General features: G+C 66.5%; 9 protein-coding genes. 2 read left to right on the top strand and 7 right to left on the bottom strand.

Annotation, left to right across the window (positions count from 1 at the left end; genetic code table 11):
• Nucleotides 1-147: 147 nt before the first annotated feature.
• Both CSW63_RS10135 and CSW63_RS10130 read left to right on the top strand, forming a co-directional pair.
• The gene (locus tag CSW63_RS10135) at nucleotides 148-648 is read left to right on the top strand and encodes a pyridoxamine 5'-phosphate oxidase family protein (protein WP_062093838.1); all 501 of its coding nucleotides are present in this window, start codon (nucleotides 148-150) and stop codon (nucleotides 646-648) included.
• A 278-nt stretch (nucleotides 649-926) separates the two neighbouring features.
• Nucleotides 927-1,643, top strand: coding sequence for a Crp/Fnr family transcriptional regulator (locus tag CSW63_RS10130; RefSeq protein ID WP_062093837.1), 717 nt, complete (start codon nucleotides 927-929; stop codon nucleotides 1,641-1,643).
• Here the strand turns inward: CSW63_RS10130 and pyk are convergent.
• The 7 genes from pyk to zwf form a co-directional block, all read right to left on the bottom strand.
• Nucleotides 1,640-3,070 carry a pyruvate kinase gene (gene pyk, locus CSW63_RS10125; RefSeq protein WP_062093836.1) on the bottom strand — a complete coding sequence of 477 codons (1,431 nt, stop codon included), beginning with the start codon at nucleotides 3,068-3,070 and terminating at the stop codon, nucleotides 1,640-1,642. The genes CSW63_RS10130 and pyk overlap by 4 nt on opposite strands.
• A gap of 19 nt (nucleotides 3,071-3,089) precedes the next feature.
• A complete protein-coding gene (locus CSW63_RS10120; RefSeq protein ID WP_062093835.1) occupies nucleotides 3,090-5,555 on the bottom strand; it encodes an exo 1,3/1,4-beta-D-glucan glucohydrolase in 2,466 nt (821 codons plus the stop codon).
• Nucleotides 5,556-5,848: 293 nt separating this feature from the next.
• Nucleotides 5,849-6,868 (bottom strand): LacI family DNA-binding transcriptional regulator, encoded by a 1,020-nt coding sequence (locus tag CSW63_RS10115; RefSeq protein ID WP_062093834.1) that lies wholly within the window; start codon nucleotides 6,866-6,868, stop codon nucleotides 5,849-5,851.
• 84 nt (nucleotides 6,869-6,952) lie between these two features.
• Nucleotides 6,953-7,948 carry a glucokinase gene (glk, locus tag CSW63_RS10110; protein ID WP_062093833.1) on the bottom strand — a complete coding sequence of 332 codons (996 nt, stop codon included), beginning with the start codon at nucleotides 7,946-7,948 and terminating at the stop codon, nucleotides 6,953-6,955.
• Between the two features lie 14 nt (nucleotides 7,949-7,962).
• Complete coding sequence (gene edd / locus CSW63_RS10105; protein ID WP_062093832.1) at nucleotides 7,963-9,771, bottom strand: phosphogluconate dehydratase; 1,809 nt, start codon at nucleotides 9,769-9,771, stop codon at nucleotides 7,963-7,965.
• A 6-nt stretch (nucleotides 9,772-9,777) separates the two neighbouring features.
• On the bottom strand, nucleotides 9,778-10,476 hold the full coding sequence (gene pgl, locus CSW63_RS10100) for a 6-phosphogluconolactonase (RefSeq protein WP_062093831.1): 699 nt from the start codon (nucleotides 10,474-10,476) through the stop codon (nucleotides 9,778-9,780).
• A gap of 1 nt (nucleotide 10,477) precedes the next feature.
• Entirely contained in the window at nucleotides 10,478-11,941 is a 1,464-nt protein-coding gene (gene zwf / locus CSW63_RS10095; RefSeq protein WP_062093830.1) for a glucose-6-phosphate dehydrogenase, read from the bottom strand.
• Nucleotides 11,942-12,172 lie beyond the last annotated feature (231 nt).

The following is a 12,172-nucleotide window of genomic DNA, read 5'->3' as shown; positions in this document are numbered from 1 at the left end:
CTTCAGGGTAGCTGGCGGGCCTGCTGCGTGGGAGCAGGCCACACGCTCGTCTCGCCCTGGGAAAAGGCGTGGAACCTGAAGCGCCGGAACCGCCGCCCGCGCCATCGGTTCTTCCTTGCGATTCCCCGATCGCAAGGAAGACCTCCCATGCAAGACACCCTTCACGACAAGGCCGAAGCTGAACGCCGGCTCTGGAAGGAAATCGACGACGTCCGGTTCGGCATGCTCGGCGTCCCGGCCAGCGGCGACCACTTCCAACCCATGACCGCCTTCGCCGAACCCGACGACAATGCGTTGTGGTTCTTCACGAATGATGACAACGGCCTGATCCGCGCCGTGGGCGAGGGTCACGACGCGGCGATGTTCATCGTCCAGGCCAAGGATCAGGACTATCAGGCCTGCATCGGCGGCCGCCTGACCGAAGACAAGGACCGCGCCCGGATCGAGCGCTACTGGAACCCGATGGTCGCGGCCTGGTTTCCGCGCGGCAAGGACGATCCCAGCCTGACCCTGTTGCGCTTCGATATGATCGACGCCGAGACTTGGGCCTCCAAGGGGGGCGTTCGCTTCGCCTGGGAGATCGCGAAGGCCAATCTGACCGGCGATACCCCGGATGTGGGCCGCCAGGAACACATCAACCTAGCCTAGGCTTATCCATCCGCTGATCTCTCTCGAGCCGCCCTGAAGGGCGGCTCTTTCTTTATCGTGATTGAGAAAAGATATACATTCTGCGCTCGACACGAGCAGCTAAGTCGGGAACCCGACAAATCGGTCGGAAGTGGAGCGAGGAGCATGACAGTCCGCTTCTGTGGACTCTTCTCACTTTATACCTCACTCCATACGCTTGTGTCGGCTAAGCGACGGCATCTGTTCTCGACTTCATCTACGGCTTGCAACCCTTGCCGTAGAATGACGTTCGATTCCGCATGACTGGGCCGTTGCCGATCTTGATGAACCGCTTCCTTTCAGCCCTGCCTGCGGACGACAAGGCGCTCCTCGCGCCACAGCTGGCACAGGTTGAACTTGAGAAGGGTCGCCTGCTCTACGACCCAGGGGATCTGCTCGATCAGGTCTACTTTCCGGCAAGTTGCGTGGTCTCTCTGATGACCTTGATGGAGAACGGCTCGGCCATCGAGTCCGCCACCATCGGTCGGGAGGGTGCGCTGGGCCTGATGGCCGCCGTCGGACCGCGCCAATCCTTGAGCCGCGCGATCGTCCAAGCCCCGGGCGCCGCCTTCCGGATCTCCGCTCAGAACCTCCACGAGGTCTGGAGCCGCAGCCCTTCGCTGAGAGACATGGTGGACCGACACAACGAAGCGCTGTTTGGGCACGCGATCCAATCGGTGGCCTGCAATGCGCTCCACCCCGTCGAGGCGCGGTTCTGCCGCTGGCTCCTGTCGTACCAAGACCGGATTGACACCAATACCGTCAGCCTGACCCAAGAGTTCCTGGCCGACATGCTCGGCGTTCAGCGGACGACCGTGACGGCCGTCGCGCGAACGCTCCAGGACAAGGGCCTGATCCGCTATCGTCGCGGCGTGGTGGACATCCTGGACCGCGAGGGCCTCAAGGCCCTCGCCTGCGAGTGCTACGGCACGGTCAGGCGAGGCTACGAACGGCTGTTGCCAGCGTCGTTCGCCTAGCGGCGGCGGGCCGGCGCAGGCGCGTGCGCCAGACGCAGAAGGTTCGCCGCGCCCGGCGCGCCAAACGGCGTACCCGCGACGACCAGCAGCCTCTCCCCCGGCGCCACAAGGCCCAACTCCAGCGCCTTGCTCGAGGCGTCGGTCGTCACGACCTCAAGGCTGTCCGGCTGAGCGCTGACACGCGCTTCCACGCCCCACACCAGGCACATGCGGCGCACCGCATTGATCTCCGGCGACAAGGCCAGCACCGGCTGCAAGGGCCGCTCGCGCGCGAGGCGACGCGCCGTGGCCCCGGTAGTGGTGAAGGCCACCAGGCACTTGGTGGACCCGGCCTTGGCCGCGCCGGCGGCGGCGACCACCAGGACGTCGGCGTCGACGTCGCCGTGGCTCTGTTCGGCGAACATCAGCTCGGGCCAACGCGGATCGCGCTCAACGCGTTCGATGATGCGGTTCATCATCGAGACCGCCTCTTCCGGATAATCCCCTGCGGCGGACTCGGCTGACAGCATCACAGCGTCCGCGCCCTCATAGACCGCGTTGGCGACATCGGACGCCTCGGCCCGCGTGGGGGTGGGCGAACTGGTCATCGACTCCAGCATCTGGGTCGCGACGATCACCGGGATGCCCCGCTCACGCGCGGCGCGAAGGATTTCCTTCTGGGCGACCGGCACCTCCTCGGGCGCCATCTCAACGCCGAGGTCGCCGCGCGCGACCATCACCCCGTCGCAGAGATCGAGGATCGGTCCCAGCACTTTCAGCGCCTGCGGCTTTTCGATCTTGGCCAGCACGGCGGCGCGGCCCTCCACGATACGGCGCAGCTCCGCCATGTCTTCAGGCGCCTGAACGAACGACAACGCCACCCAGTCCACGCCCAGGCGCAGGGCGAAGGCCAGGTCCTCGCGGTCCTTGGCGGTCAGCGGCGACATCGGGATGACGACATCCGGCACCGCCACGCCCTTGCGCTCCGACAGCTTGCCGCCGTTCACGACCGTGGTGTCAGCGTAGCCTGGTCCCGCCTCGGTCACCGTCATCCGCAGTTTGCCATCGTCCAGCAGCAGCGTCGCGCCCGGCCGCATGGCCGTCAGGATCTCCGGGTGAGGCAGATGCACGCGCGTTGCGTCGCCCGGCGTCGGATCGCTGTCGAACCGGAACGCCTGGCCCGGCTTCAGCATCACCGGACCATCGGCGAACTTGCCGACACGCAGCTTGGGTCCCTGCAAGTCGGCAAGGACGCCCAGCGGACGATCGACGATCTTTTCCGCCTCCCGGATAGCCGCATAGACAGCCGCATGGGTCTCGTGCGCTCCGTGGCTGAAGTTCAGGCGAAAGACGTCCGCCCCGGCCTTGGCCAGCGTGACGATCATCTCGGGCGAACTCGACGCCGGACCCAGGGTGGCGACGATACGAGAGCGACGGGCGCGGATCATGCCGTCGCTCCTTCCAGGACTAGGTGGGACAGAAGGCGTCGCCCTCGTTCGAGGCGAGGCGGATTTCGGTGAATGACAGCGTCAAAGCGCCTGCTGTCCAGAGTCCGAACGGGGACGAAATGTGCGCCATGTCCGCGCCCTTGGCCTGGAAGCAGGAAAGTTTGATCTTCGCCGTACGCCATTCGCCCGTTTTCGCACCTGACAACGTTGACGTTACGTCTACCGCCGCCCGACAGGATTCGCCACAGGTTAGGCTGAGCGACACCGGCTTCTTCGGGGCGGCGTCCACGCGGTAGCGGATCAGCAGGGCCATATCACCCGTGGTCTGGCGGGAGAGATCGACAGAGGGTCCGTTGACGCCAACGACGCCGGGGCCCTCGCCGCTCCAGATCGCCTGGCGTGCGTTTTCTTGCGCGCCGGCGTCGATGGTCTTCAGCGACGCCGCGCCCGACGCGCTGATCATCCACGGCGCCGGCGAGCGTCCATCGACGAAGTAGCGGTCGACATTGGTCGCCGCCGAGGCCACCCCGGGGTCTTCCGTCAACGCCGCCACCTTGCCGGGCTTCGCGTAGCTGAGACCGTAGCCATAGGCGAACAGCGGATCATAGCCGGGATCGCCCACATTGATCGGCTCCTGGTCGGCGCGCTTGGGCCAGGAGAAGGACAGCTTGCCCTGGAAGTCATGGCGCGGCTTGCCGGCCCTGTCGCCGACCAGAACATCGGCCACGCCGCCGCCCTCCGAGCCAGGCAGCCACGCCGCCACGAACGCATCCGACGCATTCAGCTCAGGGTTGGTCCACAGCGGGCGACCGCTCAGGAACACCGACACCACGGGGATACCGGACGCCTTCAGCTTCTTCAGCAGCGCCAGGTCCCGCTTGTCACCGGCTTGGTACTCGATGCTGGTGATGTCGCCCTGGAACTCGGCGTAGGGGTTTTCGCCGAAGACGACGATCGCCACGTCGGGCTTCTTCTGGAAGTCGCCGGACACCGACAGCTCGGCGCTGCCGCCGCCGGCCTTCACCGCCTCGGCGACACCCGCATAGATCGACTGGCCGTGCCGAAAGTCGCTGTTCTTGTTGCCGGTGCCCTGCCAGGTGAGGGTCCAACCGCCCGAGGCCTTGCCGATGTCGTCGGCGCCGTCACCCGCCACCAGCACATGAGCCGAGCTCTTCAGCGGCAGGACGCCTTCGTTCTTCAGAAGCACCAACGACTTGCGGACCGCCTCACGCGCCACGGCCCGGTGTTCGGGCGCGCCCAGCAGGTCGAGCTTGCCTTCCAGCGGACGCCTGTCCTCAAAGAGGCCGGCCTTGACCTTGACGCGCAGAATGCGCCGGACGGCGTCGTCAAGCCGCGCCATGGAGATCTGCCCCGCCTTCACTTGCGCCAGGGTGTTCTCGTACAGGCCCTTCCAGCTGTCGGGGGCCATCATCATGTCCATGCCCGCGTTATAGGCCTGGGCGCAGCTGGTGTTGGTGCAACCCTCGACCTGGCCATGGGCGTTCCAGTCGCCGACCACGAAGCCCTCGAAGCCCATCCGGCCCTTCAGCACATCGGTCAGCAGGCTCTTATTGCCGGTATGCTTGACGCCGTTCCAGCTGGAGAACGAAACCATCACCGACAGGATGCCGGCCTCGATCGCGGGTGGATAACCGGCGTTGTGCAGACGGACCAGATCGGCCTCAGAGATCTTGGCGTCGCCCTGGTCTCGGCCGTTCTCGGTGCCGCCATCCGCCAGGAAGTGCTTGGCCGAGCCCGCCACGTGTCCAGCCGCCAGCGGCTTGCCGACCTTCAGCGCGCCCTGGAGGCCTAGCGTCATCGGCCCCGAATAGGCTTTCACGATCTCAGGATCCTCGCCATAGCCCTCGTAGGCGCGCCCCCAACGCTCGTCGCGGGGTACAGCCACCGTCGGACCAAAGGTCCAGTCCGCGCCGGTCGCGGCCATTTCCCGCGCGGTCACCTCGCCGATGCGGCGGATCAGGTCAGGGTCGCGCGCGGCGCCGAGACCAACATTGTGCGGGAAGATCGTGGCGCCCACGACGTTGTTGTGCCCGTGCACAGCGTCGACGCCGAAGATGATCGGGATTTCCTGCCGCTCTCCCCGCTTTTCCAAGGCCGCCGCCCGGAAGGCGCGGATCCACTCGATCCAGCGCTGAGCGCTCGCGCGGTCGTTTCCGTCCGGCGCAGAGTTGCCCCCGACGAGCACCGAGCCCAGACGGTACTGCTTAAGTTCCTCGGGCGTGATCGAGGCGCCGTCGGCCTGAATGGTCTGGCCGACCTTCTCCTCGACCGTCATCTGGCTCATCAGCCGGGTGATGAAGGCCTCGGTCTTGGCGTCCGTTATGGTCTTGGGGCTAGCCGCCTTGGGCCACACCGCGGGGTTGGCGGTGGCGCTCGCCGCCGTCTGGGCCAAGGTCCCGCCGGCCGATCCACAGGCGATCGTCAAGGACAGGGCGGAAGCGAAGGCGAAACGGCGCGAAAGCATGGGCAGTCCTTTGGAGGCGTCCGGTGAACGACGCGGCTTTTGCAAGAAAGGCGCTCGACGCGGCGCTTGCGGGGAACCGCGCCGAGCGAAGAAAGCGGTTCAGGTCCGCTTGGAGGGGAGTGATCGTGCGCACAGGGCGCGACAGCCGCTGGACTGGCCAGGCGAGGTCATGGCGTTTCCTCCTGACGCCGCCTTTTCGTGGGCGACTGTCTTGATCGAAGCGATCTCACGTAGATTGGACAGCGCTGTCAAGAACATTATGATTACGGTAACATGGCGCACGAACCTTCCGCTCAGCGCGAGGCGGGACCGGTGGACTCCCGCACCACCAGCTCGAAGTCGAGCAGCCGCGAGGGCGGCGGCGCCCCCTCCTCCCGCTCGACGCCCTGCATCAGCATGTCCGCGGCGGCGCCGGCCATGGCGTGAATCGGCTGCCGAACGGTGGTGAGCTGCGGCCAGGTGATCTTTGCGCCGGGGGTGTCATCAAAGCCGGCGACCGAAAGTTGGGCCGGAACGTCCAGGCGCAGGCGGTTGGCCACCGCCATCACCCCTAACGCCATATCGTCGTTCGAGGCGAAGATCGCCGTCGGCCTGTCCGGTCCGCCCAGGAGTTTCTCCGCAGCCTCGAAACCCGACCGGAACGAGAACCAGCCCTGCTCCACCCGACTGTCGCGAACCAGCAAACCGCTGTCGCGCATGGCGTCGAGGAAACCCTGATGACGCAGATGCGAGGCGCCGTGATCCGGGTGGCCGATGATGAAGCCAATATCCTTGTGGCCCAGCTCGATCAGGTGCTTGGTCATCTCGTAGGCCGCCAGGCGATCGTCCATGCTGACCCACGGCGCCCGGTCCAGTTCACCGCCGGGCGCGATGCGGACATAGGCCACACCTTCGCGCTCCAGGGCGGCCAGCACCACAGGATGATCGCTGAGCGGCGGCGTCAGGATCACCCCGTCCATGCGAAGCGTCGCCAACATCGGGGCTACTTGGTCTTCGACGTCCGCCGTGGAGTCTATCGGCTCGACGATCAGGTGGAAGCCCTCCTGGCGGCAGCGCGCGATCGCGCCAAGCTGCACGTCGGTGACGTAACCAGGGCTGGGGTTATCGAAGAAGACGCCGATCAGATAGGCCTTAGACCCGGCCAGGCTACGTGCGGAAATGTTGGGCCGATAGTTCAGCGCGGCCACGGCGGCCTGTACACGGTCCCGGGTGTCGGCCTTGACGTTGGGCTCGCGATTGAGGACTCGCGAAACGGTCTTGATCGAGACTCCGCTTTCGCGGGCCACGTCGTGGATCGTGACTTTGGCGCTCAATTCCGTCCCTCACCGCCCCGATTCGTTCGGTTCGGCGCGTACTTAGCCATGACAAGGCTGTCATGGCGAGCCCCAAGAAGACGACTACGAAACGGCGGCCCGCCCCTCCGGCGTCAAGGCCACCGCCGCACCGATTAGGGCGGTGTGCGGGTGCAGGATGACGTGGGTCGGGATCGCCTGAGTGAAGCCCGACAGTCGGCCCTTGCTTTCGAAGCGCTCGCGAAATGCGCTCTTCTCAAGGATGTCGATGATGCGCGGCGCGATGCCGCCGGCGATAAACACCCCGCCGCGCGCGCCCAGAGTCAGAGCGATGTCGCCCGCCGTTGAACCCAACACCGCGCAGAAGCGGTTCACCGTGGCCAGACTGTCGCCGCAGCCCTCGACCGCCCGCTCGGTGATCTGCTTGGCGCTCAGCGCCTCGACTTGCCGCCCCTCAGTGGCCGCCAGATCGATGTGAAGATCTTCCATGCCCGGCCCGGACAGGATGCGTTCGACCGAGACCCGGCCACCGTCCAGGCGCTTGCTCAACGCGCGGAGCACCTCGATCTCGACGTCGTCGACGGGCGCGAAGGCGACGTGGCCGCCTTCGGTCGCCAGCGGAATTTCCTGGCCGTGGCGGCGCACCAGGCCCGCGACGCCAAAACCGGTGCCTGGGCCGAGGATCGCCAAGTCCCCCTCGCCCGAGGTCGGCAGTTGACCGATCTGGCGCAGGTCCTTGGGGCTCAGGCGTGGCGCGGCAAGCGCCTGGGCGGTGAAGTCGTTGATCAGCTTGGCGTTCCGGAATCCTCCCGCGCGACGCAGGCCATCCTCGGAAATCCGCCAGTCGAGATTGGTCATGTGGACCTGACCATGGTCAATCGGACCGGCGACGGCGACCACCGCCTGATCAGGATGCCTGACCCCGACCTTGCGCAGGTAGTCCTCAATGGCGTCCTCGGCCGTGCCGTAGTCCTCGCCCTTGTAGGCGGTGGGCTCGATCAGGCGCGGGTCCGGACCGTCGAACTCGACCAAGGCGAAGCGGGCGTTCGTGCCGCCGATGTCGCCGACGAGGCCGAGCCCGCCGCTATGATTGCCGTCCATGACCTAGCGCTTCCTCAAGCAAAGACGGAGGCGCCGGCGTCGGCGGCGCCGACCCCCGCTCGCATCCATCCAAACAGTTCCCTACCAAAGCCCGGCTTGGACGCCGGGACGTTCGCTGGGGTACGGGCGAGCAAGATCGCCTCGTCCACCAGGATGTTCAGTTCGCCAGTCTCGGCGTTGACGCGGATCACATCGCCGTCCTCGACAAAGGCCAGGGGCCCGCCCTTGGCGGCTTCCGGCGTCACGTGGATGGCGGCCGGCGTCTTGCCCGAGGCGCCCGACATGCGGCCGTCGGTGACCAGCGCGACCTTGTGGCCGCGATCCAGTAGCACCGAGATCGACGGCGACAGGTTGTGCAGTTCCGGCATGCCGTTGGCGGACGGCCCCTGGAAGCGGACGACGATCACGACGTCGCGATCCAGCTCGCCGCGCTTGAAGGCGGCGATGAAATCTTCCTGCTCCTGGAAAACGGCGCAGGGCGCTTCGATGACATGGTGCTCGGGCTTAACCGCCGAGATCTTCATGACGCCGCGCCCCAGATTGCCCGCCATCAGGCGCAGACCGCCCTCCTTGCTGAAGGGATCGGAGACCGGGCGCACGATGGCGGTGTCCAGGCTCTCATGGGCGCCGTCGCGCCACTTCAGAACGCCGTCTTCGAGCACCGGCTCCTGCGCGTAGAGCGACAGCCCCGCGCCGGCGATCGTCTGGACGTCCTCGTGCACGAGCCCGGCCTTCAGGAGCTCGCGGATCACGAAGGCCATGCCGCCGGCCGCCTGGAAGTGGTTCACATCAGCCGAGCCGTTCGGATAGACGCGCGCCAGCAGCGGCGTCGCCCGCGAGATGTCGTCCAGGTCCTCCAAGGTCAGTTGGACGCCGGCGGCGTTCGCCATGGCGATGATATGCAAGGCCAGATTGGTCGACCCGCCCGTCGCCATCAGGCCGACCACGCCGTTGACGATCGACTTCTCGTCGATCATCCGGCCGACCGGGATGAATTCGTTGCCCTTGTTGGTCACGGCGGCGACGCGGCGCGCGGCTTCCTTGACCAGGGCCTCGCGCAGCGGGGTGTTGGGGTGGACGAAGGCCGAACCCGGCAGATGGAAGCCCATCAGCTCCATCAGCATCTGGTTGGTGTTGGCCGTGCCGTAGAAGGTGCAGGTGCCCGGGCCGTGATAGCTGGCGCTCTCGGCCTCCAGCAGCTCGGCGCGGCCGACCTTGCCCTCGGCGTAGAGCGCTCGGATGCGAGCTTTTTCGCTGTTGGGCAGACCTGAGGTCATGGGCCCCGCGGGCACGAACAGAGCCGGCAGATGGCTGAATGTCAGGGCCCCGATCACGAGGCCCGGCACGATCTTGTCGCAGACGCCGAGGTAAAGCGCGGAGTCGAAGGCGTCATGGGTCAGGGCGACGGCGGTCGCCATGGCGATCACGTCGCGCGAGAACAGCGACAGCTCCATGCCCGGACGGCCTTGTGTGACGCCGTCGCACATGGCCGGCACCCCGCCGGCGAACTGAGCGGTGGCCCCGACTTCGCGCGCGGCGTCCTTGATCAGCGCCGGATAGGCTTCCAGCGGCTGGTGGGCCGAGAGCATATCGTTATAGGCCGAGACGATGCCGATATTGGGCGCGTTCGGGTCGAGGGCGCGCACCTTGTCGACACCCGGCGAGGCCGCGAAGGCGTGGGCCCAGTTGGCGCAGGACAGCTTGGCCCGGCCGGGCTGGTTCTCGATCGCCCGCTCCATATTGGCGAGATAGGCCGCGCGGCTGTCCTTGCTGCGCGCCACGATGCGGGCGGTGACGTCGGCGATGACCGGGTTCAGGCTCATGGCGATCTACTCCGCCCAGAGGATGCGGACCTTGGCGCGGTCCTGTTTCAGAATGGCGGCGACCGGCAGGGCCGGATCGACGTCGCCTTCCAACAACGCTTTCTTGGCCGCTCCGGTGACCAGCAGCACGATCAAATCCGTGCGAGTCAGGGCCGCGAGGGTCAGGCTGAGACGCGGGATGTCCGGCGCGGGGTCGCTCGGCGGCACGGCCAGAACCGAGCGGTCGGACGTCAGGTCCAGCCCGGCTTCCAGCAGAGGATTGCCGGGGAAGAGCGAGGCGAAATGGCCGTCGGCGCCGACGCCCAGAAGCACCACGCCGAATGGCTGAGCGGCATTGACCCCCGCTTGCGCCTTCAGCGCGCTCTCTTCGTGGCTGACGCCGTCGAAGAACAAGGGCGCGAACGAGGCCTTAGCCGCCTCCCCGACCAGCAGATGCCGACGCACCAGCCCTTCATTGCTGCTGGAGTCGCTGGCCGGAACGAAGCGCTCGTCGGTCAGGGTGACCGTGATCTTGTCCCAGGGCGCCGTCATGGTCGCCATGCGGTCATAGACCGGCGCCGGCGTCGTACCGCCGGTGGCGGCGAACCCGACCCGACCGTGACTGGCGACGGCGGTCGTCAGCGCGCCAACCAGGATCGAAGCAGCGGCGTCATAGAGGTCCTCGCGCGAGCCGAAGGCTTCTAGCTTGACGGGCGTAGACGGCATCTCAGGCCTTCCAGGCCCGGCCGCCGGGCGAGATCAGCCCTTGGGCCGACTGCGGCCCCCAGGTGCCCGCCGCATAGTGCGCCGGCTCGATCTTCGCCTCTTCCCAGGCGGCCGAGACACCATCAATGAAGCGCCAGGCCTGCTCGACCTCGTCGCGTCGCACGAACAGCGTACGGTCGCCCCGGAACGCATCGACGAACAGCTTTTCGTAGGCGATCCGGCGACGGCCGCCGGTCTGGCCGAACGACAGCGACAGAGGCAGCGATTGCAGGCGCATGCCCTCCTCCGACAGGCCCGGACGCTTGTTCATGATGGTCAGCGAGATGTCTTCGTCGGGCTGCAGGTCGATCACCAGCCGGTTGGCCACCAGCTCGCCGTCGGTCGTCGGGCCAAAGATGTTGTGCGGCAGCGGCTTGAACTGAACAACGATCTGCGTGCGGCGATCCGGCAGGTTCTTGCCCGTCCGCAGGAAGAACGGCACCCCGTCCCAACGCCAGTTGTCGATCGCCACCTTCATGGCCACGAAGGTCTCGGTCTTGGTGGGCTTGCCCACCTCCTCGACATAGCCGGGCCGCGCACCGCCCTCGACCACGCCGGCGACGTACTGACCGCGCACCGTGTCGTGCGCCACGGTCTCCTTGGTGAACGGACGCAAGCTGCGCAGCACCTTGACCTTCTCGTCGCGCACGGCGTCGGGGTCGAAGCCCGACGGCGCTTCCATCGCGACCAGGCACAAGAGCTGCAGCATATGGTTCTGCACCATGTCGCGCAGGGCGCCATACTCGTCGTAATAGGGCCAGCGGTCGCCGACCTTCTCGGTCTCGGCGATGGTGATCTGCACGTGGTCGATCGTGTTGCGATCCCACAGCGGCTCGAACAGCACGTTGGCGAAGCGCAGAGCGGTCAGGTTCTGAACCGTCTCCTTGCCCAGATAGTGGTCGATGCGGAAGACTTGGCTCTCATCGACCACGGCGGCGACGGCGGCGTTGGTCGCCTTCGAGCTTTCCAGATCGCGGCCGAGCGGCTTTTCGAGGATCAGGCGGGTTTGCGGCCCCGTCAGACCGGCGGCCTGCAGCGCCTGACAGGCGGGGCCATAAAGGCTCGGCGACAGCGAGAAGAAGATCACCAAGGAGCCGTGCTCGCCGATCCGCTCGGCTAGCTTGCGGGTGTCATCCTCACTGGTGATGTTGGCCGGCACATAGTCCAGGCGCGCGGCGAGACGATTCCAGACCGCTTCCTCGACCGTGGCGCGCTTGCCCAGTTGCTCGCGCACCAGCGCCTTGTAGCTGGCGGCGTCGTGGTCGGCCCGAGCCACACCGATGATCCGCAGATCGTGCGGCAGCAAACGGTCGAGTTCGAGGAAATACAGCGAAGGCAGCAGCATCCGGAGCGCCAGATCGCCCGCTCCGCCCAGCAGCACCAAGACTTCGCGGCCGTTATCGCCGTCGTCGTTGTTCTTAGCCAATGTCGTCCACCCTATGACAACGTTGTCATGACATGACTGCGGCAGAAAGGCAAGCGGCCGCGATCCAAGGCCCCCGGGATCGGAGAGCGCGGGCCCTAACTAGGCCAAACGTCGACGCCCCGCCATAAGACCAATTCTCTTTTGGCAGTGAGCTTTTGCAAGCTTGAGCCGGTTGCCCGAAAGAACCTGCCTTTAGCCGCCGAATTGAGCGCGGCTTTGGGAACGGAAACG

The organism is Caulobacter sp. FWC26 (assembly GCF_002742645.2).
In the GTDB taxonomy this organism is placed as follows: Bacteria; Pseudomonadota; Alphaproteobacteria; order Caulobacterales; family Caulobacteraceae; genus Caulobacter.
Note: the sequence above shows the minus strand (reverse complement) of the source record. Positions and strands in the feature narration are given on the sequence as shown.